This window comes from Janthinobacterium sp. 1L-D-8-B-C4 (assembly GCF_057291295.1).
This window is the reverse complement of the sequence record NZ_JBXAVX010000006.1, coordinates 163186-189684: the sequence shown is the minus strand read 5'-3', so window position 1 is coordinate 189684 and position 26499 is coordinate 163186. Positions and strand designations below refer to the sequence as shown.

Sequence of the window (26499 nt, the reverse complement as noted above, 5' to 3'; positions counted from 1 at the left end):
TCTACGCAGTATTTCAGCGCCGCCGTCCTGGCGGCGCTTTTTTTCATCTGTCATCAACTCGTCACCAGTTCGTCATCAGCGCGTCACGCCCCACCGTTACGCTGCCCAGCTTGCATTGTTACCCCACTCCCAACAGGCCATGATGAACATGAATCTGACGCTGGCATTGCGCCGCCATTCCTTCCATTTACTGCTGGGCTGCGCCGCCGGCAGTGCCCTGCCCGCGCTGGCGCAAACGGCAGTGGCCGCCGCAGTCGCCTCCGCCACCACCGAAATGGCAGCCCCTGTCGAGGACAACGCACCGATGGCCATGGTGGAGATCTCCTCGCGCAAGACGCGCTCCTCGGTGGCGCTGAGCAAGAATGAAATCCAGAAAATCCTGCCCGGCACCAATCCGCTGAAGGCGCTGCAAACCTTGCCGGGTGTCAGCTTCCAGACCGCCGACCCCTGGGGCAACAACGAGCAAAACCTGTCGTTGTTCGTGCATGGTTTTTCGGGCCAGCAACTCGGCTACACGATGGACGGCGTGCCGCTCGGCGACCAGCAGTATGGCAACTACAACGGCCTGTCGCCACAGCGCGCCGTGATCAGCGAAAACGTGCGCAGCGTGGTGCTGTCGTCGGGTGCCGGCGACCTGGCCACTGCCTCGACCAGCAACCTGGGCGGCACGATTGAAACCTTTTCCAGCGACCCGCTGGGTGTGCAAGGCGCCAGCGTGCAGCAAACCGTGGGCAGCCACCGTACCTCGCGCACCTTTGCCCGCTACGATACGGGCGTCTTTGGCGAAGGCAACAGCGTCTATTTTTCCATCCTGCACCACGAAGCGCGCGCCTGGGACTTCGATGCACGCCAGGGCGGCGACCAGTTCAACGCCAAGTTCGTCAACCGCAGCGAGGCCGGCAAGCTGACCCTGTTCTTCAATTACTCGGACAAGATCGAGCCGAATGAAGACAGCACCGTGCATGTGGCTGGCGAAACCAGCGCGCCCTATACGCGTCCCTTCCTGTATCCGAACTTCGGCGCGGCCCTCAATTATCTGTCGCCCACCGGCGCCACGCCGGCGGCGGACGGCAACAACTACCGCAATTACTACAGCGACGCGCAGCGCACCGACTACTTGGCCTACGCCAAGTTCGACGCCAACCTGGCCGAGGGCGCGACCTGGTCGAACCAGCTCTATTTCCACAAGGATGACGGCGCCGGCGTGGTGGCCGGCCCGATCGGCGTGGCCGGCCTGCCGGCGCTGTTCGGCGTGTATTACCCGAACCAGAACCTCAGGCAGGTGTTCGGCAATTCAGGTTACGCCGTGCGCACCACCGAATACGACATCAAGCGCGGCGGTTTCATTTCCACTCTGCGCAAGGAAATCGGCGATCATCAACTGGAAGCGGGCCTGTGGCTGGAGCAGAACCGCTCCTCGGCCTATCGCCGCTGGTATGCGCTCGACGTCAACCACCCGACCTCGCCGTATGACCGTCCGAGCAATCCCCTGATCACGCAATACGGCAGCGAGATCGACAACAAGGTGGTGCAACTGCACCTGCAAGATGAATGGAAGGTCACGCCGGATATCGCACTGCAGGCCGGCTTCAAGTCCAGTCTGCAGTTTGCCGACGGCCAGTTTCCCGTGCAGCCGGCTCGGGGTGCGATTTCGGGCGGTTCGACAGCCCTGCCGGTCGGTTCGATCGACACCAAAAAATGGTTCTTGCCGCAGGTCGGTGGGCGCTGGGATGTCACGCCGCAAGACCAGCTGTATTTCAATATCCAGAAAAACATGCGCCAGTTCGTCACCTATGGCGGTGGCGGCGCCTCGCCGTGGAGCCTGGCCAGCCAGTCCGCCTTCGACCTGTTCATGCGCGACGCCAAGCCGGAAACAGCGCTGACGTATGAGCTGGGCCTGCGCGGCAATCATCCGCTGCAGCTGGGCGCCGTCACGGCCATCGACGGCCAGGTCAGCGTCTATCATGTGGACTTCAGCAACCGCCTGCTGCAGATCAGCCCGACACCGGTGATCTCGTCGATTATCGGCGGCAACCCGGTGCTGGCCAATGTCGGCAGCGTGCGCACGGACGGCATCGACCTGGCCGCCACCGTCCACTTCGGCAATAATTTTTCGTTCTACAATGCGCTGTCGTACAACCGCTCGCAATATGCGGACAATTACTTCAATGGCGCGACCCTGGTGCCGACGGCCGGCAAGAACGTGCCAGGTTCGCCCGAGTGGCTCAACAAATTCGTTGCCACCGCCAATCTGGGCGAAGTGGAATTCCAGCTGATCGGAGACTATGTGGGCAAGCGCTACGCCACCTATACCAATGACTTGTCGGTGCCCAGCTACTTCCTGATGAGCCTGGGCGTGTCGGGCAAGCTGCCGGCCTTGGCCAGCTGGCTGAAAAACCCGCGCTGGCGCGTCAACGTCAGCAACCTGGCCAACCGTACCGGCGCGCTGAATGTGGTGGTGGGCGCAGCCGACAAGACCTACAATACTTTCCCGATTGCGCCGCGCCAGGGCTTTTTGACCCTGACGGCGGATTTCTGATGCGTGCCCCCGTATTGCCACAACGCCATCTGTCGCGCCGCCGCTTCGTCCAGGCCGCCGCCGGTGGCCTGGCGCTGGCGGCAGCGGCGCCCACTGTTGCCGCCGCCATGCTGGCCACCGCCCCTGCCCGTCCGCTGGTATATGGCCACCGCGGCGCCAGCGCCCTGCGCCCGGAACATACACTTGCCTCGTATGCCAAGGCGATTGCCGACGGCGCCGACTATGTCGAGCCAGACCTGGTCGCCACGCACGATGGGGTGCTGGTGGCGCGCCACGAAAGCAACCTGATCGAGACTACCGACGTGGCGCGCCGGCCTGAATTTGCCAGCCGGCGCAGCAAGAAAATGGTCGACGGCAGCTGGCACGACGGCTGGCATGTTGACGACTTCACCCTGGTGGAGCTGAAAACCCTGCGCGCCATCGAACGCCTGCCGGCTATTCGTACCGGCAACACCATTTACGACGGCCAGTTCCAGGTGCCGACCTGGGAAGAAATCATCGAATTTGTTGCAGCGCAATCAGCCGCCAGCGGACGCGTAATCGGTTTGGTGCCCGAACTGAAAAGCTCGACTTATTTCACCGAGGCCGGCCTGGCGCTGGAAGACCGTTTCATCTCGACCATGCTGGCGCACGAATATACGCGCCGCGCGCCGGTCGAGATCCAGTCGTTTGAAACGGCCAACCTGAAGTATTTGCGCAACAAGCTGGGCAAGCGCGCCAATCTGCGCCTGACCCAGCTTGTGCTGGGCGGCGAGTTGCGTCCGGTCGACGTGGCCAAGGCCGGCGGCAAGCTGACCTTCGGGCAAATGCTGCAGCCGGCTGGCCTGCGCGATATTGCCGCCTATGCCGACGTGCTGGCGCCGCCCACTCGCGGCGTGATCCCGCTGGGCGCCGACCAGCGCCTGGCCAGTCCCACCGCCATCGTCGACGATGCGCACCAGGCGGGCTTGCGGCTGCACACCTGGACCTTCCGCCCCGAAAACCGTTTTTTGGCAGCCGACTTCCGCGATGGCAATGGCGAGAACGCGCGCAACGAAGCGGGGTCGGTGGCGGAAATGCGCCGCTATATCGCCACCGGCCTGGACGGTTTTTTCAGCGATGATCCCGGTTTGGGCCGTATTGCTGCAGGATAATAATTAGTTACAAATTTTTATTTCAGGGCGTCGCCGCTGGCGACGCCCTTATTATTCATGGCTTGAATTACTGAAATTGGAATTTGGAATTGGACGCATATCGCCAGAACCATTATTGTGCAATGCAACAACACACATTTCATGGAGGGCATATGTCCACATTGACCAGCACTTACAGCACCGACAGCCACGATGGCTACTTCAGCAACCTCGGCCGCGCCACGCGCGCTTTCCTGGGTGCCCTGTTGGCGTCGAAACCGTACGTCCAGGCAGCCGCCGCCACCGACGAGCCACGCTATACGCGCCCAAGCAAACACGATATCGCCCTGCTGAACTCGGAAGCGACCCGCTACGAGAAACTGATGCCGAATCTGGCCAGCGAACTGCGCTTCCTGGCCTCGCGCGGTTAAAAAGTGTCCATGGCGGCGTTGCTTCGCCTCGTCGTGCCAGCGTACTGCCTTCGGCTTTGCGCCTTGCCCTGAACACTCTTACATTAATAAATTACTTAAAACTCAAACTGAAAAATATGATGATCCTCGAAACCACCCTGATCGCCCTGGCCGTCGCCGTCACCGCCATCCGTTTTTACCTGATCTCGACCGGCAAGGGCGAGTTCTAAGCAACACCAGCAACACGATGGGCGGCGCCGGCCAAGGTGCTTAATGCCCGGTTTCTTTCAAGTAAGCATTACGCGTTACCACGGCCGTATTGCTGAAGTCGCTGAAAACGCCATCGATGCCAGCGCGGAAAAAGTCCCGCAATTCGCTGGCAGGATCACCTTTGTACACGCCAGCCAGATATTTCGCCTCGTTACGGAACGTAAAGCTGTGAACGAACAGGCCGGCCTTGTGAGCGTCGGCGATCAGGCTCGTTGGCGTAGCCTTGTTGACGTCGGCAGCCGAACCGGTGTACGGCGTGCCATCGGCATTGCTGGCTTTGAACGGTGAAATAGTCAAGGCCATCACTTGCGGTTTCCAGGGACCGATACCGTCGGCGTAGGTCTTGATTTCGGCCAGTCCGGCTGGCGTCAGCATGTCACCGAAGAAGCGGCCGTCGCCAGCCAGCGTCCAGCTATACGGACGGCCATCGACGAAGTTGTAGACATCGTTGGTGCGATAAATCATTTCACCTGTCTTGTAATTGACGTCATTGCCATCAACCAGTTGTACCATTTTGCTAGTCAAACCGGCAGCGCGCATGTATTTCAGGCTGGCGGGATCGAAGCTCTGGATATAAATCGCCGCTGTCTTGCTGTTCAGGTTGTTGTCCTTGACGATCTTCACAATCGCGTCTTCGAACGGATGGCTGCCGCTGCCGCAACCGTTGGCGATTGCCTGGGCATTATTCCATACCGGGTTTTTCGATTCCGGATACACCGAAATCGTACGGCCGCTCGATGTACTCTTGGCCTTGGCGATATCGATCACCTCCTGCATCGTCAGCACCGGATATTTGCCATTCAATTCACTGGGGCGCGATTCGCGCGCGTCGTAGGTCGTGCCACCGATCCATTGCTTCAGTTCGGCCGCCGTAAAGTCGCTGATCGACCAGTCGCCGGTATGATCTTCGCCATCGACGATCAACGATTTCAGTACCGATTTCTGATTCGCCGGATCGGTCAGGTCGGTCAGGTATTGCGCCGGGCCGCCATAGGTAGCCAGGGAATAGCCGACATTGACCAGACGGCCTGGCACCGTGCGTTTGCGTGCGGCGACCTGGGCATTGGTCAGTGCGACAGTGCTGATATTGGTGTTGTCGCTGAGCCAGGGATTATGGCGCGCAACGAGCACGCAGTCTTTCGACATATGCACATCGAGTTCCAGCGAATCGGCGCCGGCATCGGCCGCCGCCTCGTAGGCCGGGCGGGTTTCTTCAGGGTAAAGGCCCGGCAAGCCGCGGTGGGCAACCACCAGCGGCGCCTTGCCGTCCAGCGTCTGCAGCGACTCGGTACTGCTACCGCCGCAAGCGGACAAAGTCAGCGCCGACAGGCATAGCAAGGTGTGTTTGTTGATGGTCATGGCAAGCGCAATTCCTGGTTAATTATCATTATGGGAACAGGTAGCGGACAATGCACAGCACTTGCCCGAAAAACCGTGCTTCCTTATTGTAAAAACCAGTTATGACAGGGCCGTGACCGCCGGATGACAGGCTGATGACGCCAGCCTGCCCTGCCCCCCACACAGGAATGCAGAGGTGATCTCTCAGTGAGGCGCAGCCGTTGCGGCTGGCGTTTCTATCATCGGCGGCATCTGGCCCTTGCGCACGATCTGCACAAAAATCTCATTCTGCTTGACCATCCCCAGCTCAAAGCGGGCACGCTCCTCGACCGCGCCGGTGCCGTCCTTCAGGTCGCGCACTTCGGATTCGAGCTTGGCGTTGCGCGCTTTCAGTTCCACATTCTTTTGATTCGCCTGCGCAACTTGCGCTTCCATGTCGGCAACGCGCAGCCAGCCGCCTTTGCCCATCCAGAGGGGAAATTGTATCAGCAGCAGCAGGGCCGCCAGGGCAAGCGTAATCAGGCGCATGGGTCTCGGTTAAAAAACCGGCCGGAAAATTCCGGCCGGTCAGTTGGTGATATTACTTCAATTACTTCAGATTATAGAATGCATCGCGGCCCGGGTAGGAAGCGATGTCGCCCAGATCTTCTTCGATGCGCAGCAACTGATTGTACTTGGCCATGCGGTCCGAACGCGACATCGAGCCGGTCTTGATCTGCAGGGCGTTGGTACCGACAGCGATATCGGCGATGGTCGAATCTTCGGTTTCGCCCGAGCGGTGCGAAATGACGGCCGTGTAGCCGGCGCGCTTGGCCATTTCGATGGCGGCGAAAGTTTCGGTCAGGGTGCCGATCTGGTTGATCTTGATCAGGATCGAGTTGGCGATACCCTTCTGGATGCCTTCTTTCAGGATCTTGGTGTTGGTGACATACAGATCGTCGCCGACCAGTTGCACTTTCTTGCCCAGTTCGGCGGTCAGGATCGCCCAGCCATCCCAGTCGCCTTCATGCATCGCGTCTTCGATCGAGATGATCGGGTACTTGTCGCACCAGGTCGCCAGCAGGTTGGTAAATTCGGTGGCGGTGAGGCTCAGGCCTTCGCCGGCCAGCTCGTACTTGCCGTCCTTGAAAAACTCGGAAGCGGCGCAGTCCAGGCCGATGGCGATCTGCGTGCCTGGCTCGTAGCCGGCTTCTTCGATCGCCTGAATGATCAGCTTGATGGCTTCTTCGTGGTTGGCCAGCGATGGTGCGAAACCGCCTTCGTCGCCGACGTTGGTGTTCAGGCCCTTCTTGTGCAGGATCTTTTTCAGCGTGTGGAATACTTCCGCGCCGTAACGAACCGCTTCCTTGAACGACGGTGCGCCGACTGGAATGATCATGAATTCCTGGATATCCAGGTTGTTGTCGGCGTGCGCGCCGCCGTTGATGACGTTCATCATCGGCACTGGCAGTTGCATCGCGCCCGAACCGCCGAAATAGCGGTACAAAGGCAGGCCGGCTTCTTCGGCGGCAGCCTTGGCGACAGCCATCGATACGGCCAGGATGGCGTTGGCGCCCAGGCGCGATTTGTTTTCGGTGCCGTCCAGGTCGATCAGGGTACGATCCAGGAAAGCCTGTTCATTGGCGTCCAGGCCCATGATGGCTTCGGAGATTTCGGTGTTGATGTTCTCGCATGCCTGCAGCACGCCCTTGCCGAAGTAGCGCTTGGCGTCGCCGTCGCGCAGTTCCACCGCTTCGCGCGAACCGGTCGAGGCACCCGACGGCACGGCGGCACGGCCCATCACGCCCGATTCCAGCAGGACGTCGCATTCGACGGTCGGATTGCCGCGCGAGTCCAGGATTTCACGGCCGATAATGTCAACAATAGCACTCATATCATTCTCCAAAGTTAAGCGTAACAGGGCTGCACACTGCGTTCTGATGCGCAATTGCACAAAGAGGGGTAAGAAACTCCCGGCGTGACTTGCTTACCGGGAGCGGTGCTTCAAGGCTCAACGCCATTCATCCACTTTATTCAGCAGTGGCGTTCGCTTCCTTGTGGGCCAGCGCTGCCTTGATGAACGAGGTAAACAGCGGGTGGCCGTCACGCGGGGTCGATTTGAATTCCGGATGATACTGCACGCCCATATACCATGGGTGGGCATTGTCACCGGTGCGCGGCAACTCCATGATTTCGCACAGGTCTTCGGTCGGGGTACGGGCGGCAACCACCAGGCCGGCCGCTTCCACGCGCGGCAGGTAGTGATTGTTCGCTTCGTAGCGGTGGCGGTGACGCTCGGTGACGACAGCGCCGTAGATCTCGGCGGCCAGGGTGCCCGGCTTGATTTCGCAGGTTTGCGCGCCCAGGCGCATGGTGCCGCCCAGGTCCGAATTCTCGTCGCGCTTTTCAACCTTGCCGTCGGCGCCTTGCCACTGATCGATCAGGGCCACTACCGGTTGCGCGGTTTCGAGGTCGAATTCGGTCGAGTTGGCAGTCGTCAAGCCGGCCTTGTGGCGTGCGTATTCGATCAGCGCCACTTGCATGCCGAGGCAAATGCCCAGGTAAGGCACCTTGCTTTCACGGGCGAACTGGGCCGCCATGATCTTGCCTTCCACGCCGCGCTTGCCGAAGCCGCCCGGCACCAGGATGGCGTCGTACTTGGCCAGCCCGGCGCAGCCGGTGGTTTCGATTTCTTCCGAATCGATGTACTCGATATTGACCTTCGACTCGTTATGGATGCCGGCGTGGCGCAGTGCTTCGGTCAGCGATTTATACGATTCGGTCAGTTCCACGTACTTGCCGACCATGCCGATCGTCACTTCCGACTTCGGATGCTCGAGCGTGTAGATCAGCTTGCTCCAGACCGACAGGTCGGCCGGCGCAGGATCGAGGTCCAGCGCTTCGCAGATGATCTTGTCGAGGCCCTGGTCGTGCAGCATTTGCGGCACTTTGTAAATGGTGTCGACGTCCCACACGGAAATCACGGCATGCTCTTCGATGTTCGAGAACAGCGAGATTTTCGCGCGCTCGTCTTCGGGAATGGCGCGGTCTGCGCGGCACAGCAGCGCGTTCGGCATGATGCCGATTTCGCGCAGCTTTTGCACCGAGTGCTGGGTCGGCTTGGTTTTCAACTCACCGGCCGAGGCGATATACGGCACCAGGGTCAGGTGGACGAAGGCGGTGTTCTTGCGGCCGGCGCGCAGGCTCAGCTGGCGTGCCGCTTCCAGGAATGGCAGCGACTCGATATCGCCGACGGTGCCGCCGATTTCGCACAGGGCCACGTCGTAGCCTTCGGCGCCACGGCGGATGTAATCCTGGATTTCATTGGTGATATGCGGAATCACCTGCACCGTCTTGCCCAGGTATTCGCCGCGGCGTTCCTTGCGGATCACCGATTCATAGATCTGGCCAGTGGTGAAGTTATTCACCTTTTTCATGCGGGTGGAAATGAAACGCTCGTAGTGGCCGAGGTCGAGGTCGGTTTCGGCCCCGTCGTCGGTGACGAATACTTCACCGTGCTGCATCGGGCTCATCGTGCCAGGATCGACGTTGATATACGGGTCGAGCTTGAGCATGGTGACTTTAAGGCCGCGCGATTCGAGGATCGCGGCGAGAGAGGCGGCGGCAATCCCTTTTCCAAGGGAAGACACAACGCCACCGGTGACGAAGACAAATTTGGTCATTGCAGATGGTGCCGAACGGCACGTGCGGGAAATTGAAATTATACACTAAAGCCCGGCCTACGCACTGCTGCGGCATGGAAAATTGCGCCAATTGCCGCCAGTCTGCGCGTGGCGGCGGTGGCGGCACAAGCAGCCGGCGGCTTGGCAATAGTTGAAATATTTATACTCTTATATGTTATGTGGGTGAGCGAACAGACCCATGCTCGACCGTGGCGCAGACTGGAATTTTTCAACGGAGGTATATCATGAGCTATGAAGAACGCGACGCCTATGGCATGTATGTGGACCGTGGCCATAAAGGTCCTGGCCCCGAACTGATGGGTGCCGACACCCTGATTGGCGACCACGTGCACAACGCCAAGGATGAACATCTGGGTGAAATCAAGGAAATCATGATCGACATGCGCAGCGGCAAAATTGCCTACGCCGTCATGTCGCACGGCGGCGTCTTCACCATCGGCGAAAAACTGTTCGCCGTGCCCTGGGAAGCGCTGCTGCTCGACACCGTCAACAAGCGCTTTACCCTGAACATCGACAAGGAGCGCATCGAAAACGCCCCCGGCTTCGATACGGACAACTGGCCCAACATGGCCGACACCACCTGGTCCAACGAGATCCACAGCTACTACGGCACCACCGCGCGCGAATATTAATTCAGCCAGGCAGTGACCACAAAGGGCGGAACCACAGGTTCCGCCCTTTTCTTTTGGCCGCGGCATCCTCAAGTAGAATAAAGAAAAAACGGAGGATATGCGTGAATAGCCCTGACCGCCTGGCCGCACTGAAACAACCGCTACCCGAAGCGCTGGCTGCCGTACTTGCCCTGCTCTTTGCCGACCGCTTCAGCACCACGCAAGCGATGCGCGAGCACCATGGCCGCGACGAGTCGAGCTACGACGCCATGCTGCCCGATGCGGTGATCTTTGCCCATTCCACCGAGGAAGTCGCGGCCGCCGTCAAGCTGTGCGCCGCGCACGGGGTGCCAGTGATCGCCTGGGGCAGCGGCACCTCGCTCGAAGGCCATGTGCTGGCGCTGCATGGCGGCGTGACCATCGACCTGTCACAGATGAACGCGATGGTGGCCGTGCATGGCCAGGACCTGACGGCCACCGTGCAGGCCGGCGTGACGCGCAAGCAATTGAACGAAGAAATCCGCGACACCGGCCTGTTCTTCCCGATCGACCCGGGCGCCAACGCCTCGCTGGGCGGCATGGCGGCGACGCGCGCCTCGGGCACCAACGCCGTGCGCTACGGCACCATGCGCGAAAACGTGCTGGCACTGACCGTCGTCACGGCCGACGGGCGCATCATCAAGACGGGCACGCGGGCAAAAAAATCGTCGGCCGGCTACGACCTGACGCGGCTGTTTGTCGGCAGCGAAGGCACCCTGGGCATCATTACCGAAGTGACGGTGAAACTGTATCCGCTGCCGGAAGCGATTTCCGCCGCCGTGTGCTCGTTCCCGAGCACGGGCGAGGCCGTCAATGCCGTGATCCAGACCATCCAGATGGGCGTGCCAGTGGCGCGCGTGGAATTTCTTGACGAGAACGGCGTAAAAGCCATCAATGCCTACGACAAGCTGGCGCTGCCTGAAAAACCGCTGTTGCTGTTTGAATTCCACGGCACGCCGGCCAGCGTGGCCGAGCAGGCGCAAGTGGTGCAGGAGATCGCCGCCGAACACGGCGCCAGCGATTTTGAATGGGCCAGCCGGCCCGAAGAGCGCTCACGCCTGTGGGCGGCACGCCACAATGCCTATTTTGCGCTGCTGCAGCTGCGCCCGGGCAGCCGCGCCATTTCCACCGATTGCTGCGTGCCGATTTCACGGCTGGCCGAATGCATCCTGGCGACCAAAGATGACTGCGAACGCGCCGGCCTGGTTTACGCCATTATCGGCCACGTCGGCGACGGCAATTTCCATGTGCAGATGCTGGTCGACCCGGGCAATCCGCTGGACATCGCACGCGCCGAAAAAGTCAACAGCGACATGGTCACGCGCGCCATCGGCATGGACGGCACTTGCACCGGCGAGCACGGCGTGGGCATGCACAAGATGGACTTCCTGGTGGAAGAACATGGCGAGGCCGCGATCGACACCATGCGCGCCTTGAAACACGCGCTCGACCCGAAAAACATCCTGAATCCGGGCAAGATCGTCAGGTGGTGATGTAAAACCAACCCGTTGCAAATGCTGGGGTCGGACCCTGAGGGTCCGACCCCAGTCCTTGCCGTTGGGTTAAATTTCCAACTCCATCCGCATTGGCACATACGCAATCCCGCCCTCCTCCACCTTCGCCCCCGTCGCCACAAACCCCAATCCCGCATAAAACGGCAAGGCATATACAGAGGAATTGACGGTAAATGCCGTCACCTCGCCCTTGGCCAGCGATGCATCGCGCGCCGCCTGCCATAATTGCCGCGCCAGGCCGCGCCGGTGCAGCGTGCGCGGCACGAACATGTGGAACAGATGCGTGTTGTCGCGCATGGCCACCACGCCGGCCAGTTCGCCATCGAGATGGGCGATCTGGTAGCGGTATTTTTCCTGCGACAGATAATTTTCGATGGCCGGCAAGCGGCAGTGTTCGATGAATTTTTCCGCGCCGGCGCCGTCCGGATGCAAGGTCAAAAATGGCATCAGCTCGTCGATCAGGGCGACGATGGCAGGCGCGTCGGCGACCAAAGCCGGACGCAAGGTCAATGCAGGTAAATTCTTCATGAACAAATCATGCCACAAGCGTCAACAAAAATCACGGCTGCTGGTGCGCAAGCGTCCCAGCAGATGCGACATGTCGACCAGGCGCTTGGCTACCAGGTTGCGCACGATGCCTTCCTGCTGCCACACGCCATACACGCCCAGCAAGGGCGCACCGAGCACCTCCTTGCGCTGTTCTTCCACCAGCGACGGCCAGACGATCACGTTGACCGTGCCGGTCTCGTCCTCCAGCGTCAGGAACAGCACGCCCTTGGCCGTGCCCGGGCGCTGGCGCACGGTGACGATGCCGCAGGCGCGCGCCAGTTGGCCGTTGGTGTAACAACTGAGTGTGGAGGCCGGCATGAAGCGCTGGGCCAGCAATTGCTTGCGCAGCAGCGCCAGCGGATGGCGGCCCAGGGTCAGGCCTTGCGCGTGGTAGTCGCTGACGATGCCGGCGCCTTCGCTCGGCGTTGACAGCTGCGGCAAGTCTTCCTCGACCGTGGTGGCGCGCAGCAAGTCGCGCTCGGGCACGGCGCCGGCCGCCTGCCACAGGGCCTGGTGGCGGTTGCCGGCCAGCGCCTGCAAGGCATTGCCGGCGGCCAGTATCTGCAGGTCATGGCGGTCCAGCCCGGCGCGCCGCGCCAGGTCGGCCACGTCAACAAACATCGACATGGCGCGTGCGTCCTCAATGCGCTGGGCGGCCTCGGCCCGCATGCCGAACAGGGCATTGAAGCCGAGGCGCACTGCAGGCGCCGCCGCATCGCCTGCCAGCGCCGCCTCCCAGCCGCTGACGGCCACATCGACCGGGTAGACTTGCACGCCATGCCGGCGCGCATCCTGCACCAGTTGCGAGGGGCTGTAAAAGCCCATCGGCTGGCTGTTGAGCAAGGCGCACAGAAAGGCCGCCGGTTCATGGCATTTCAGCCAGGAACTGGCATAGGTCAAGAGCGCAAAGCTGGCCGCATGCGACTCGGGAAAACCATATTCGCCAAAGCCTTCGATCTGGCTGAAGATGGCTTCCGCAAATTCCCGTTCATACTTATTTTTGACCATCTTTTCGACGATACGTTCTTTGTAATTATTCAAGCCACCCTTGCGTTTCCAGGCCGCCATGGCGCGCCGTAACTGGTCCGCTTCGCCGGGCGTGAAATCGGCGGCGATAATTGCCACCTGCATTACCTGCTCCTGGAAAATCGGTATGCCCAGGGTGCGGCCCAGCGCCTTTTCCAGGCCCTTGGGATATACCACCGCCTCTTTTTTCTGGCGCCGCTGCAAATAAGGGTGGACCATGCCGCCCTGGATCGGGCCGGGGCGCACCAGCGCCACTTCGATCACCAAGTCATAGAATGTACGCGGGCGCAGCCGGGGCAGCATGCTCATCTGCGCGCGCGATTCGATCTGGAACACGCCGATGGTATCGGCCTCGCAGATCATGTCGTAGGTGGCCTTGTCTTCGGGCGGAATATCCTGCATCACGAACGGCTCGCCACGGCGTACGCTCACGATATCGAAGGCGCGGCGCAGCGCCGACAGCATGCCCAGCGCCAGCACGTCGACCTTCATCAGGCCCAGCTCTTCCAGGTCGTCCTTGTCCCACTCGATCACGCTGCGCTCTGCCATGGTGGCGTTTTCAATCGGCACCAGGCGCGACAGCTTGCCCTGCGCGATCACGAAGCCGCCCGGGTGCTGCGATAAATGGCGCGGAAAACCCAGCAGTTGCTGCGCCAGCGTGGCCCATTGCCGCGACAGCGGCGCCTCCGGGTCCAGCCCGCTTTCGGCCAGGCGGTTCAGCAGGTCGCGCTTGCCATCGAACCAGCGGTGCGCCTTGGCCACTTTCTCCACGATGGCCAGGTCCACGCCCAGCGCGCGGCCGCTGTCGCGCAAGGCGCTTTTCGGCCGGTAGCAAATCACCACGGCCGCCAGCGCGGCACGCCGCCGGCCATATTTGGCGTAGATATATTGAATCACTTCCTCGCGCCGCTGGTGCTCGAAGTCGACGTCGATATCGGGCGGCTCGTTGCGTTCGCGCGACATGAAACGCTCGACCAGCGAATTGCCGCGCGCCGGGTCCACTTCCGTGATGTGCAGGCAATAGCAGACGGCCGAGTTGGCAGCCGAGCCGCGGCCCTGGCACAGGATGGCTTGCGAACGGGCAAAGCGCACGATGTCGTAGACGGTCAGGAAATACGGCTCGTATGCCAGGTCGGCGATCAGTTCCAGCTCATGCTCGATCTGTTCTTGCACATGGGCCGGTATGCCCAGCGGAAAACGCGTGCGCGCGCCATGGTAGGTTTCTTCGCGCAAGTAAGTGGCCGGCGTATGGCCGGGCGGCACCAGTTCATCGGGGTATTCATAGCGCAAGGTGTCGAGGGAAAAATCACACTGGCTGGCGATGCCCACAGTTTCGGCCAGCGCCTGCGGCGGATACACATTGCCCAGGCGCAGCCGCGTACGCAGATGCTGTTCCGCGTTTTGCGCCAGCGCATAACCGCACTCGGCCACCGGCTTGCCCACGCGCACCGCGCACAGGGTGTCGAGCAAGGGCTTGCGCGAACGCACATGCATGCATACATGGCCAACCGCCGCCACCGGCAAGCCCTGCGCCCTTGCCGCCGCTTGCACGGCCAGGCGGTGCGCATCGTCCTGCGCGCGCAGCAGCAGGTTCAGGCCAAGCCAGTTGCGCTCTTTTTGTTCTCCTCCGTCTTCCTCCATGGCAAAGGTGGCCCGCATCCACGCGCCCTGCTCTTGCAAGGCGTCGGCATCGGCCGGATAGCTGGGCAGCAAGATCATCAGGCAGCCGGGCAAGCCTTTCAAATGCGCAAACTCGGCCGACGGCGCGGCGAAATCGTCGGGCGTGAGCAGATAGCGCCCCTTGGCCGCGCGCGTGCGCGCCATGGTGATCAGCTCGGACAAGTTGCCATAGCCTTCGCGGTTTTTCGCCAGCGCCAGCAGCGACCAGGCGGCGCTGCCGTCGGCATGCGTCAAATGAAAATGGGCGCCGATAATCAAGGGGAATTTCGCCCGTTTGGCCACGCCATGGGCGCGCACCACGCCGGCCAGCGAACACTCGTCAGTGATGGCCAGCGCACGGTAGCCCAGCTCGATGGCGCGCGCCACCAGCTCCTGCGCATGCGAAGCGCCATGCAGAAAGCTGAAGTTGGTCAGGCAGAACAACTCAGCGTAATCGGGCAAGCTCGCGACCGCCATGATGTACCTCAACACTGTATATAAACACAGTAATTATACTCAAGTCAAAACAGGCACCCGCTTTTGCCAGAGCTTGCCCTTGAGATGGGCTTGCCGGTTCTTGTCGCCTCATCGGCAAAGACCAGAATGCGCACCATTCATAACTGGTATGACCGAAATGCGATTTACATATATCCCCGCCAATTCTAGGATGCCTGACGTGCACCAGCCATCCGGCTGCACAGCGGCGCCAGCCGGCAAGCCCATGCCATCAGGCAGGGCTCAACGAAGATCAAGGGGACTATCCATGTATAACGCCATTACCGGGGCCAGCGCGGCGGCGCCGGCCACCGCTGCGGATGCGGACAATGCGCTCTACCGCAAGGTATCGGGCCACATTATTCCGTTTCTGTTCGTCTGCTACGTTATTTCCTTCCTCGACCGCATCAACATCGGGTTTGCCCAGTTGCAGATGAAGCAGGATCTTGGTTTCAGCGACGCGATGTACGGACTGGGCGCGGCGGCTTTCTACGTTGGCTATGTCTTGTTCGAGGTGCCGAGCAATCTGCTGCTGGCGAAATATGGCGCGCGCAAGACCTTCGTGCGCATCATGCTGCTATGGGGCGCCGCCTCCGTCTCGATGGCGTGGGTATCGACGCCGACACAGTTTTATCTCCTGCGCTTTACCTTGGGCGTGTTCGAGGCCGGCTTCTTCCCCGGCATCGTGCTCTACCTTACCTACTGGTACCCGCCGCTGCGGCGCGCCTCGGTGCTGTCCTTTTTCTTTGCCGGCGTGGCGGTGGCGGGCGTCATCGGTGGCCTGGTGTCGGGCTGGATCATGCGTGACATGGCCGGCGTGCTGGGGTTCAGGGGCTGGCAATGGATGTTCGCGCTGGAAGGCGCGCCTGCGCTGGTGCTGGCGGTGATCGCCTTCTTTTATCTCGATGATTTCCCGCACGATGCCAAGTGGCTCAGCAGGCAGGAAAAAGCCCGCCTGGCGGACAACCTCGCCGACGATGCGCCGGCCACCGGCAGCGGCGCGGCCCGCGGCGCTGCCTGGTTCAGCAACCCGCGCGTTTATCTGTATGCCTTCATCTACTTTGCGCTGACCTGCGGTTCGCTGACGCTGAGTTTCTGGATGCCGCTGATGATCCGCGATTTCGGCGTGCAAGACGTGGTGATGGTCAGCCTGTACTCGGTCATTCCGAACGCGATCGGCGCCGTCGGCGTAATCCTGATCGCCCGCCTTGCCGACCGCAGGGCGCAGCACGGCAAGTTCTTCGCGGTCTGCACCGTCGGTGGTGCGCTGGCCCTGGCGGCCCTGACCACACATCCGTCCAGCCTGGCGCTGGCACTGCTGCTGCTGTCGCTGGCAACCACGCTGATCTTCTCGGCATTGCCGATATTCTGGGCCATGCCGACAGCGCTGCTGCCGCGCGAAGGGCGCGCGGGAGGCATCGCGATGATCAGCAGTTGCGGCATCACCAGCGGCATCGTTGCACCATGGGCGATTGGCCAGATCAAGACGGCCACCGGCAGCATGGACATCGCGCTCTATATCCTGGCGGTGCTGCTGGCCGTGAGCGCTGCGGTGCTGCTGGCGAGCCTGGCCAGGCCTATTCCGGATGCTGATCGAACGCCTCCTTGACCTGCTTGCGCAGCCAGTTGTTGGCGGCGTCGTGCTGGAAGCGCGGATGCCAGTACTGGCGGATGCCGAAGGCCGGCACCACCACTGGCGTCTCGACCACCTTGATGCTGCGATAGCCGGCAAAGCGGCTGGCCAGCTCGCGCGGCACGGTGGCGATCAGGTCGGCATTGGCCTCGATGATCATCGGCACGGTCAGGAAATGGGGCGTGGTGAGATAGATCCGGCGCGGCCCGGCAAGCTGGTCGACGATGCCGTCGTAGGCATCTTCCACCCTGCCCGACAGCGAAACGACAATATGCTCCATGGCAAAATACTGTTCCCGCGACAGCGCCTCGCCGATCTGGCGATTGCGGCGATTGACGATGGTCACGAACGAGCGGGTAAACAGCTGCTGCTGGAACAGCCCGTCGGGCATGGAATGCAGCGAGCCCATCGCCAGATCGGCTTCGCCGCGCTCGAGCATGTCCTCGATCTGCTGCATCGGCACTTGCAGGGTGCGCAAGGTGCAGCCAGGCGCGGCGCTGCGCAGGCGCTCGATCAGCTTGGGCAGGAAAATCAGCTCGCCCATGTCGGTCAGGCAGAGGCTGAAGACGCGCCTTGCCGTCGAGGCATCGAAACCTTCGCGCACCAGCAGTTCGCCGCGCACCGTTCCCATCACCGCCAGCACCGGCTCGAGCAGCTCGAGTGCGCGCGGCGTCGGCTGCATGCCGCTGCCGGTCTTTAAAAACAGCTGGTCGCCAAAGAACAGCCGCAGCCGTTTCAGGGCGTGGCTGACCGCACTTTGCGACATGCCCAGCTCGTCGGCAGCACGGCTGACGTTGCGTATGCGTATCAATGCGTCGAAGACCGGCAAGAGGTTGAGGTCGAAATCTGCGTTATGTATGCTATTCATAGTTCTGATCGATGTACGCTGATTTACAAATAATACGGCAACTCGCATGATCTGCCTACCGACATTGAGTGCGGCATTACGAGGAGAGTGCATCATGGCAGAGAAAAAATTTGCGTCACAAGCCGATCTGGAAGTGAAGAAAACCAGCTTCATCAAGCTGTCCGACAACGCGTATGCCTACACGGCCGAAGGCGATCCGAATTCCGGCGTCATCATCGGCGACGACAGCGTGATGGTGATTGATACCACCGCGACCCCGGTGATGGCGCAGGCACTCATCAAGCATATCCGCAGTGTCACCGACCTGCCGATCAAATACGTGGTGCTGTCGCATTACCACGCAGTACGCGTGCTCGGTGCATCGGCCTACTTCGAGGAAGGCGCCGAGCAGATCATCGCCTCGCGTGGCACCTACGAACTGATCGTCGAGCGCGGCGCGCAGGACATGCAGTCGGAGATCGAGCGTTTCCCGCGCCTGTTCGCCGGTGTCGAATCGGTGCCCGGGCTGAGCTGGCCGACCATGGTCTTCGAGAAAGAGATGACGATCTTCATGGGCAAGCTCGAAGTCAGGCTGGCGCATATCGGCATGGGGCACACCAAAGGCGATACCGTGGCCTGGATCCCGTCGCAGAAGATCTGTTTCTCGGGCGACCTGGTCGAATTCGACGCCGCCGCGTACACCGGTGACGCCCAGCTCGAAGAGTGGCCCGCCACGCTCGAAGCGCTGCGCGCCCTGGGCGCCGAGAAGCTGGTACCGGGACGCGGCCCTGCCCTGCTCAATCCGCAGCAAGTCAATGCCGGCATCGACTACACCAAGGACTTTGTCACGACACTGCTGGGCAGCGCCAGGGAGGCGGTGGCAAACAGCATGAGCTTGAAAGAAGCGATGGCGCACGTGCGCAGCAAGATGGATCCGAAATTTGGCCACGTCTTCATTTACGAGCATTGTTTGCCGTTCGACGTCACGCGCGCCTACGACGAAGCGAAGGGCATCAAGCATCCGCGCATCTGGACTGCACAGCGCGACAAGGAAATGTGGCATTCGTTGCAGAACTGATCCCCATCGACGGCCTGCGCGCCATGGTTCGCGCAGGCCATCTTCACCATGCTGACGTATTTCTGGAACTGATATGGATATCGATTATCAACGCCGCGTATTCAACTACGCGCCCCACAAGCGCCAGCCGGTGCGCCATCCGGTGGTGGTGGTCGGCGCCGGCCCGGTGGGCCTGGCGACCGCCATCGACCTGGCCCAGCAAGGCGTGCCCGTGGTCCTGCTGGACGACGACGACAAGCTGTCGGCGGGCTCGCGCGCCATCTGCTTTTCCAAGCGCACGCTCGAAATCTTCGACCGCCTGCGCTGCGGCGAGCGCATGGCGAACAAGGGCGTCAGCTGGAACCTCGGGCGCATCTTCATGCGCGACGAAGAAGTTTACGGCTTCGACCTGCTGCCCGAAGACGGCCACCAGCGGCCAGCCTTCGTCAATCTGCAGCAATACTATGTAGAAGGCTATTTGCATGAACGCGCGCAGGAACTGCCAGCGCTCGACCTGCGCTGGTGCAGCCGCGTCACCGCGCTGGAGCAGCATGCCGGCCATGCAACGCTGACGGTCGATACACCCGATGGACCCTACACGCTGGAGGCGGCCTATGTGGTAGCGGCCGACGGCGGCAAAAGCACCATCCGCAAGCTGATGGGCCTGGAGAGCAAGGGCCGGGTCTTCCGCGACCGTTTCCTGATCGCCGACGTGAAAATGACGGCCGACTTCCCGGCCGAGCGCTGGTTCTGGTTCGATCCGCCGTTCCACCCCGGCCAGTCGGTCCTGCTGCACCGGCAGCCCGACAATATCTGGCGCATCGACTTCCAGCTGGGCTGGGACGCCGATCCGGTGGCCGAAAAGGCGCCCGAACGCGTCATCCCGCGTATCGAGGCCCTGCTCGGCAAGCAAGCGCAGTTCGAACTCGAATGGGTCAGCATCTACACCTTCTGCTGCCTGCGCATGGACAAGTTCCGCCATGGCCGCGTGCTGTTTGCCGGCGATGCTGCGCATGGCGTGTCGCCGTTTGGTGCGCGCGGCGCCAACAGCGGCGTGCAAGATGCCGACAACCTGGCATGGAAGCTGCGCCTGGTGATCGAAAACAAGGCGCCGGACGCGCTGCTCGACAGCTACGGCCAGGAACGCGAATACGCCGCTGACGAGAATATCCTGAACTCGACGCGCGCCACCGACTTCATCACGCCCAAGAGCGCGGCCAGCCGCTTGTTCCGCGACGCCGTGCTGCAGCTGGCCAAGGAACAACCGTTTGCCCGCAAGCTGGTCAATAGTGGCCGGTTGTCGACGCCGTCGGTGTATGCGCAATCGGCCTTGAACACGCCCGATGCGCATGTTTTCCGGCAAGGCTTGCAGCCAGGCTCGCCAGCCGCCGACGCACCGCTGATGTTCGAGGGTCGCGCCGACTGGCTGCTGAGCCATACCGGCAACGAATTTACCGGTATCTATTTTGCCGGCTCCGAACACGATGGCCAAGCCATCGCCGCGGCGCTGGCGCTGGCAGCCGAGGCCGTTCCCGTACGGCTTCTGGTCATCGCGGCGGCTGGCCAGGCGCAAGCGGGTATGCTGGAAGACAGCGCCGGCCTGGTGGCGGCGCGCTACGATGCCGCGCCCGGCAGCTTCTATCTGTTGCGCCCCGACCAGCATGTGTGCGCGCGCTGGCGCAGCTTCGATGCGCATGCGGTGCGCGCGGCGGTGGCGCGCGCCTGCGGCCACCAGGACCTGGCGACCAACGCCACACCGACCCGAAACCAGATGGAGCCCGCATGAACCGGCACCTGAATCTTGAACCAAACCTGGCCGACCCCGATGCCTACTACGAGATGCTGGTCGACACGCATCAGGACCTCAGCGACGAGCAGAGCAAGATGCTCAATGCCCAGTTGATCCTGCTGCTGTCGAACCATATCGGCGACCCGGAGGTACTGCGCGTGGCGTTTGCCATCGCGCGGGGAAACGTTGAGACAGCGATGACGTGATCGGTCGGCGATTCGGTTATGCTGGTGCTTTCCCTTCGGCATAACTTATATCGGCATCGTCATGACCATCCATCTCCTGAAATGCTTCGGCGCCGCCCCCGGTGGCGGCAACCCGGCGCTGGTCGTCGAGCACGACGGCGGCACGGAAAGCGAACGCCAGCAGTTTGCGCTTGCAAACCAGGTCAGCGCCTGCGTCTTTATCGACCGCCAGCCCGGTGGCGCCATCGTGCTCGACTATTTTTATCCGCACACGCGCAGCCCGCTGTGCCTGCACGCCACCCTGGCCGCCGCGCATGTGCTGCTGGCGGCGCCCGATGCGCCAGCGGGCCTGACTGTGCATACTGCGATGCGCAATCAGCCTTTGCGGCTGGCGCGCCGCGCGCAGGGCCTGTTTATCGGGCTGGCGCCGCAAGCGGCGCCCTCGGTTGAAATAGAACGGTATGTGCCATCAGAACTGATGGGCCAGCACATGCACTTGCTGTCGCCGCCGGTCGTCGCCTCCATCGGCAGCCCCAAGCTGCTGCTGGAAGTGGCTGACAGCACCACCTTGCGCGCGTTGCGGCCGAATCTTGAACTGATTGCCGACTGGGGCCGCTTGCATGGCGTCAACGGCTGCTATGTGTATTGCAAGCTGGCCGAAGGGCAGTATGAAGGGCGCAACTTCAACCATCCGGATCCGGCCATGGAAGACAGTGCTACCGGCGTGGCGGCCGGCGCGCTGGCATATCATTTGCAACAGTCGCTGAGCCTGTCCCAAGGCCATGTCACCGATCAGCCTTGTTTGATCCGGGTCGAGTATGCAGAAGGTGAGATTTGGGTGGGCGGAATGGTGCAAAGCAGCACCTGAACGGGGCATGCTGCACCAAGGCAATGCAGACAAAGAGGCAACAAAACAGCTGCGTACCAGGAAACAACAGTTACGCTTTATTTGTAATAAGAAAATACGGTATTGCTGGCAGATAGTTAAAAAGTGGCACTAGAATCAAGTGACAAAATCACTTGGAGATACCCGCGTGCCAACCCTGACCATCTTGCGTAAAGCCGTTCTGATCAGCCTGTATGGCAGCGCCGCCCTCGGCGTTCTCGGCATCTTCGCCGCGCCCGCCATGGCGCAAACCGCCGAGTCCGCCAGCGCAGCCGACGCCGTGCAAACGGTCAGCGTGGTCGGTTCGCGCCGCGTCACCGCCAGTTCCGCCACCGACACCATGGTGCCGGTCGATATCATCCCGATGACGAAGGTCGCCGAACAGGGCGGCCAGTTCGACCTGGCGCAGTCGCTGCAATATATTTCGCCGTCATTCAACTCCACCCGCCAGACCGGTGCCGACGGCGCCGACCTGGTCGATTCAGCCGCCCTGCGCGGCTTGGGTTCCGACCAGACCCTGGTGCTGGTGAACGGCAAGCGCCGCCACACGACGGCGCTGGTCAACCTGTTCGGCGCGCGCAACCGCGGCAACACGGGCACCGACATGAATGCGATTCCGCTGCTGGCGATCAAGAACGTGCAGGTGCTGCGCGACGGCGCCGCTGCCCAGTACGGCTCGGACGCGATTGCCGGCGTGATCGATATCGAACTGAAGAAAAGCCTGGGCTGCGAAGCGGTGGCCGGCTACAGCCAGTATTCGGAAGGCGACGGCAAGAACTACATGACCTCGGCCTACTGCGGCATGGCGCTGGGTGACAAGGGCACGATTGCGATTACCGGCGAATACCTGGACCGTGGCCGCTCGAACCGCGCCGACGCCGACAGCATGCGCATCATTGGCGACACCAAATCGGAAAACAAGACCTTGTACGTGAATGGCGATTACGCCACCAGCGCTACCGGCAAACTGTATTTCACGGCTGGCGCGCAGACGCGCGACGCCTCGAGCGCCGCGTTTGGCCGCGGCGGCATCGGCAGCGACGATATTCCATCGCGCAATTCGGCCGCCATGTATCCGAACGGTTTCGTGCCCTTCATCAATGGCAAGATCGACGACCAGTACGCCACCATCGGCCACCGTAGCCAGATCGGCGAATGGAATGCGGACTTCTCGCAGACCTACGGCTACAACAAGATGCGCTACGACATCAGCAACACCCTGAATGCGTCGATCGCCAACCTCGACCTGCTGAACGGCGGCAAGGGCGTCAGCGCCAGCCGTTATGACGCGGGCGGCTTCTCGTTCCAGCAGCTGACCACCAATGCCGACTTCAGCCGCTACTACGACACCGTGTTGCGCGGCATGAACGTCGCTTTCGGCGCCGAATACCGCAGCGAGGAATACAAGATCATCGCCGGCGAGCCTGGTTCCTACAGCGACGCCGACGGCGTGGGCTTCGGCGGCAATGCGGGCAGCCAGGGCTTTCCCGGCTTCCAGCCCGGCGACGCCACCAAGGCCAAGCGCCACAGCATCGCCGCCTATGGCGACGTGGAACTGGACATTACCGAGCGCCTGAAAACCCAGGGTGCCGTGCGCTACGAAAAATTCAGCGACTTCGGCTCGACCGTCACCGGCAAGCTGGCCGCCAGCTACAAGGCGGCGCCGACGGTGCTGCTGCGCGGCTCGGCCAGCACGGGTTTTCGCGCGCCATCGCTGCAGCAAGTGTATTTCTCGTCGACCTTTACCGACTTTATCGGCGGCGTGCCGACCGACGTGGTGCTGGCGCCGAACGGTGGCGCGGTCGCCAACGCGGCCGGCATCCCGAAACTGAAGGAAGAAAAATCCACCAGCTTTACGCTCGGCACCACCTGGACCCCGACCCAGGCCATCTCGGTCACGGCCGATTTGTACAACATCAAGATCAAGGACCGCATCGTGCTGTCGGGCCGCTTCAATGCCGACAACTACCCGGACCTGGCGGCCCGCTTGTCCCTGCTGGGCGTGGGCGAAGCGCAATTTTTCGTCAACTCGATCGACACGCGCACGCGCGGCCTGGACCTGACCGCCTCGCACAAGGGTGAATTGTTCAGCAACCGCCTGACCACCTTTTTGGCGCTGAACCTGAGCAAAACGGAAGTAACGAAAGTGAAAACCCCGGCTTCGCTGGCCGGCTTCGAAGACGTGCTGCTGTCCGAACGCGAACGCCTGTTCATCGAGCAAGGCGGCCCCCGTTCAAAAGCCACGCTGGGCTTTGATTACCTGACCGGCAAGCTCGAATCGAACTTGCGCGTGATCCACTTCGGCCCGCAAACCCTGGGCACCTTCAGCGGCACCGCCGAAGGCGTACCGAACGCGCGCTACAAGGCCAAGACTTCGGCCGACCTGAGCTTTACCTACAGCATCACGAAAAACACCAAGCTGACTTTTGGCGGCAACAACATCTTCAACGTCAAGCCGACCACGCAGAACGCCGACGAAACCGACAACGGTTTCAAGTATGACAGCGTGCAGTTTGGCCTGAATGGCGCGTCGTATTTTGGACGCTTGTGGGTCAAGTTCTGATGTAGTGGTCATGTCGTAAAAAACAGCGGCTGCGCCAGGGATGGGCAGCCGCTGTTTTGTTGGCGCCGTGATCAGCATGGCATGCATTAAAAGTTGCCTAATCACAACAAAATCACGCTCACATTGCTTTTTGTGATTTTTAGTGAGAAACTAAATTCAACCAATAAAAATAACAAAACGAAATAACTGAACAATTTATTTCGTTATTCCAGCACCCAGCCCCGTGCCCACGATCGCGCACCACCTTGCTCGGCCCCGCCTTCACCATGGCGTTGCCTGACTTGATCGATAGTCCATCACGCCCGTCGACTTCCATCTCGTGCATCCCTGACGTCCTCATATCACGACGGATAAGGATCACATATAAATAATTCCCAAGGGAATGTTATGAAAAACTTATCCGTACGTACCCAGCTTGCACTTGCCTTCGGCGGCATCACATTGCTGCTGGCGGGCATCGCTATCATTGCCATCTTCAGCATGTCGCGTCAGGCAGCCACCTTTGAAAATTATGTGCATGGCGTGCGCGCACGTTCCGAAGCTGCCCACATCGTGCGCGAGTCGGTAGGCATGCGCGCCGTGGCGGCCAGGAACCTGGTCTTCGTCACCACGCCGGCAGACCGCGAGCTGGAGAAGAAAGTGGTCTTCCAGGCACAGGAAGAGGTAGTGGCCAATTTGCGCAAGCTCAAGGAGCTGGCCAGCGATGCCTCCGTCTCGGACGATGCGCGGCGCATGATCACCAAGATTGATGACATCGAAAAACAGTATTCGCCGGTGGCGCTGGCGATTGTCGATCTTGCCCTTAAAGAAAAGAAAGAGGAAGCGATCGCCAAGATCAACCAGGAATGCCGTCCCTTGCTGGCGGCACTGGTTGCCGCTTCCAATCAATACGCGCAATACACGACGCAACACTCGCTGGAACTGATCAAGGCAGCGGAAGAGAAATTTACGGCAGCCAGGAACCAGCTGATCCTGCTCAGCCTGCTCGCCACCGCACTGGCGATTGCCGCCGGCATCCTGATCTCGAAGCGCCTCTTGAGCGCGCTGGGTGCGGAACCCGTCGCTTTATGTGACGCCGTGACCAGGGTTGCCAGCGGCGACCTGACCGGCGAACTGAATGTCAGGCCCGGCGACAGCGGCAGTGTATTGGCGGCGGTACAGCGCATGCAGTCGTCGCTGGTCCAGGTCGTGTCGTCCGTTCGCCAGGATTCGGAACTGGTGTCAACCGCGGCAGTGGAAATTTCCACAGGCAATAACGACTTGTCGAGCAGAACCGAGCAGCAGGCCAGTGCTCTGGAAGAAACAGCCTCTTCGATGGAAGAGCTGACGTCGACCGTCAAGCAGAATGCCGAGAATGCACGCCAGGCCAACGTATTGGCGATCACGGCATCCGATGTCGCGACCAGGGGCGGCGCCGTGGTTTCCCAGGTAGTGGGCACGATGGAATCGATCAGCGAAGCGTCCCGCCAGATCGTCGACATCATCAGCGTCATCGATGGCATCGCCTTTCAAACCAATATCCTCGCGCTCAATGCGGCGGTGGAAGCGGCCAGGGCCGGTGAACAGGGGCGCGGATTTGCGGTGGTCGCTTCCGAGGTACGCAGTCTTGCCCATCGCAGCGCCACTGCCGCCAAGGAAATCAAGGTACTGATCGACAATTCGGTGGAACGGGTCGACCTGGGCACCAAATTCGCCAACGAAGCGGGCGCCACCATGTCAGAGGTGGTCAGCAGCGTGACGCGGGTCACCGATGTGATCGCCGAGATCGTCAGCGCCAGCCAGGAGCAATCGACGGGGATCGAACAGATCAATCATGCCGTCAGTGCGATGGACAATGTCACTCAGCAAAACGCCTCGCTGGTCGAGGAAGCTGCCGCCGCAGCTGAATCTCTGCGTGTTCAAGCCGACAATCTGGTGCGCACAGTGAGTGTCTTCCAGATCCCTGCAGACGGCGCACGCCCCACTACCCGGCCCACGCTGGCCCATGCCGGCAAGGCTGGCGGTGTGGCCAAAGCACCTGCACGCGCGGTGCCTGCAAAGCGCGCGCCCGTGTCGAACGTCATGCCCTTGTCACAGGCAAAGGCACGCAAGGCAGCGGCTGCCGGGGGTGACTGGGAAGAGTTCTAGACATGACAGGCGCAGGGTGGTTGCGTGACGACACCCTGCAAGCAACCACGTCCAGACCAGTCATGAAAATCTGGCCCGTGTAGATGCTGATGGCGCCATGCTCGCCCGCATGGTTGACCTTCATGATGCGTCCAACCAATTGAGCGCAATGGATGGTCACTATAATC

The 26499-nt window shown here is 61.3% G+C and carries 20 protein-coding genes; 12 read left to right on the top strand and 8 right to left on the bottom strand.

Translation table 11 applies throughout. The features are described 5' to 3' along the window. Nucleotides 1-148 precede the first annotated feature (148 nt). From AC0Z42_RS12985 to AC0Z42_RS12975, 3 genes are all read left to right on the top strand, one after another. Nucleotides 149-2539, top strand: coding sequence for a TonB-dependent receptor (locus tag AC0Z42_RS12985; RefSeq protein ID WP_485468628.1), 2391 nt, complete (start codon nucleotides 149-151; stop codon nucleotides 2537-2539). Further along, entirely contained in the window at nucleotides 2539-3672 is a 1134-nt protein-coding gene (locus tag AC0Z42_RS12980; RefSeq protein WP_485468627.1) for a glycerophosphodiester phosphodiesterase family protein, read from the top strand. The genes AC0Z42_RS12985 and AC0Z42_RS12980 overlap by 1 nt, the downstream gene beginning before the upstream one ends. 152 nt (nucleotides 3673-3824) lie before the next feature. After that, a complete protein-coding gene (locus AC0Z42_RS12975) occupies nucleotides 3825-4082 on the top strand; it encodes a hypothetical protein (RefSeq protein ID WP_485468626.1) in 258 nt (85 codons plus the stop codon). 249 nt (nucleotides 4083-4331) lie between these two features. Here the strand turns inward: AC0Z42_RS12975 and AC0Z42_RS12970 are convergent, their stop codons facing one another. From AC0Z42_RS12970 to pyrG, 4 genes are all read right to left on the bottom strand, one after another. Further along, the gene (locus AC0Z42_RS12970) at nucleotides 4332-5690 is read right to left on the bottom strand and encodes a glycerophosphodiester phosphodiesterase family protein (protein ID WP_485468625.1); all 1359 of its coding nucleotides are present in this window, start codon (nucleotides 5688-5690) and stop codon (nucleotides 4332-4334) included. Between the two features lie 183 nt (nucleotides 5691-5873). After that, nucleotides 5874-6197: a cell division protein FtsB gene (gene ftsB / locus AC0Z42_RS12965; protein ID WP_485468624.1), complete on the bottom strand. Its 324-nt coding sequence runs from the start codon at nucleotides 6195-6197 to the stop codon at nucleotides 5874-5876. Nucleotides 6198-6258: 61 nt separating this feature from the next. Continuing rightward, complete coding sequence (gene eno, locus AC0Z42_RS12960) at nucleotides 6259-7542, bottom strand: phosphopyruvate hydratase (RefSeq protein WP_485468623.1); 1284 nt, start codon at nucleotides 7540-7542, stop codon at nucleotides 6259-6261. A gap of 136 nt (nucleotides 7543-7678) precedes the next feature. Further along, nucleotides 7679-9331 carry a CTP synthase gene (gene pyrG, locus AC0Z42_RS12955; protein WP_485468622.1) on the bottom strand — a complete coding sequence of 551 codons (1653 nt, stop codon included), beginning with the start codon at nucleotides 9329-9331 and terminating at the stop codon, nucleotides 7679-7681. Between the two features lie 245 nt (nucleotides 9332-9576). Between pyrG and AC0Z42_RS12950 the strand changes: the two genes are divergently transcribed. Together AC0Z42_RS12950 and AC0Z42_RS12945 are read left to right on the top strand one after the other, a co-directional pair. Further along, nucleotides 9577-9984: a PRC-barrel domain-containing protein gene (locus AC0Z42_RS12950; RefSeq protein ID WP_308925040.1), complete on the top strand. Its 408-nt coding sequence runs from the start codon at nucleotides 9577-9579 to the stop codon at nucleotides 9982-9984. Between the two features lie 101 nt (nucleotides 9985-10085). Continuing rightward, nucleotides 10086-11495: an FAD-binding oxidoreductase gene (locus AC0Z42_RS12945; protein ID WP_485468621.1), complete on the top strand. Its 1410-nt coding sequence runs from the start codon at nucleotides 10086-10088 to the stop codon at nucleotides 11493-11495. 69 nt (nucleotides 11496-11564) lie between these two features. Here the strand turns inward: AC0Z42_RS12945 and AC0Z42_RS12940 are convergent, their stop codons facing one another. Then, complete coding sequence (locus tag AC0Z42_RS12940; RefSeq protein ID WP_485468620.1) at nucleotides 11565-12044, bottom strand: GNAT family N-acetyltransferase; 480 nt, start codon at nucleotides 12042-12044, stop codon at nucleotides 11565-11567. Nucleotides 12045-12065: 21 nt separating this feature from the next. Continuing rightward, nucleotides 12066-15227 carry an error-prone DNA polymerase gene (locus tag AC0Z42_RS12935; RefSeq protein WP_485468619.1) on the bottom strand — a complete coding sequence of 1054 codons (3162 nt, stop codon included), beginning with the start codon at nucleotides 15225-15227 and terminating at the stop codon, nucleotides 12066-12068. A gap of 286 nt (nucleotides 15228-15513) precedes the next feature. Between AC0Z42_RS12935 and AC0Z42_RS12930 the strand changes: the two genes are divergently transcribed. Then, on the top strand, nucleotides 15514-16854 hold the full coding sequence (locus tag AC0Z42_RS12930; RefSeq protein WP_485468618.1) for an MFS transporter: 1341 nt from the start codon (nucleotides 15514-15516) through the stop codon (nucleotides 16852-16854). Here AC0Z42_RS12930 and AC0Z42_RS12925 read toward each other — a convergent pair. Further along, complete coding sequence (locus AC0Z42_RS12925) at nucleotides 16823-17746, bottom strand: LysR family transcriptional regulator (RefSeq protein ID WP_485468617.1); 924 nt, start codon at nucleotides 17744-17746, stop codon at nucleotides 16823-16825. The genes AC0Z42_RS12930 and AC0Z42_RS12925 overlap by 32 nt on opposite strands. Nucleotides 17747-17840: 94 nt before the next feature. Here AC0Z42_RS12925 and AC0Z42_RS12920 point away from each other — a divergent pair, with 94 nt between their 5' ends. From AC0Z42_RS12920 to AC0Z42_RS12895, 6 genes are all read left to right on the top strand, one after another. After that, a complete protein-coding gene (locus AC0Z42_RS12920) occupies nucleotides 17841-18803 on the top strand; it encodes an MBL fold metallo-hydrolase (RefSeq protein WP_485468616.1) in 963 nt (320 codons plus the stop codon). A gap of 73 nt (nucleotides 18804-18876) precedes the next feature. After that, nucleotides 18877-20568, top strand: coding sequence for an FAD-dependent oxidoreductase (locus tag AC0Z42_RS12915; RefSeq protein ID WP_485468615.1), 1692 nt, complete (start codon nucleotides 18877-18879; stop codon nucleotides 20566-20568). Continuing rightward, a complete protein-coding gene (locus AC0Z42_RS12910) occupies nucleotides 20565-20777 on the top strand; it encodes a DUF2783 domain-containing protein (protein ID WP_485468614.1) in 213 nt (70 codons plus the stop codon). The genes AC0Z42_RS12915 and AC0Z42_RS12910 overlap by 4 nt, the downstream gene beginning before the upstream one ends. Before the next feature lie 61 nt (nucleotides 20778-20838). Then, nucleotides 20839-21624, top strand: coding sequence for a PhzF family phenazine biosynthesis protein (locus AC0Z42_RS12905; protein ID WP_485468613.1), 786 nt, complete (start codon nucleotides 20839-20841; stop codon nucleotides 21622-21624). A gap of 166 nt (nucleotides 21625-21790) precedes the next feature. After that, on the top strand, nucleotides 21791-24205 hold the full coding sequence (locus tag AC0Z42_RS12900; RefSeq protein ID WP_485468612.1) for a TonB-dependent receptor plug domain-containing protein: 2415 nt from the start codon (nucleotides 21791-21793) through the stop codon (nucleotides 24203-24205). A 387-nt stretch (nucleotides 24206-24592) separates the two neighbouring features. Further along, nucleotides 24593-26332, top strand: a complete 1740-nt coding sequence (locus AC0Z42_RS12895) for a methyl-accepting chemotaxis protein (RefSeq protein WP_485468611.1) — start codon at nucleotides 24593-24595, stop codon at nucleotides 26330-26332. Here the strand turns inward: AC0Z42_RS12895 and AC0Z42_RS12890 are convergent. After that, the gene (locus AC0Z42_RS12890) at nucleotides 26265-26492 is read right to left on the bottom strand and encodes a demethoxyubiquinone hydroxylase family protein (protein ID WP_485468610.1); all 228 of its coding nucleotides are present in this window, start codon (nucleotides 26490-26492) and stop codon (nucleotides 26265-26267) included. The genes AC0Z42_RS12895 and AC0Z42_RS12890 overlap by 68 nt on opposite strands. Nucleotides 26493-26499 lie beyond the last annotated feature (7 nt).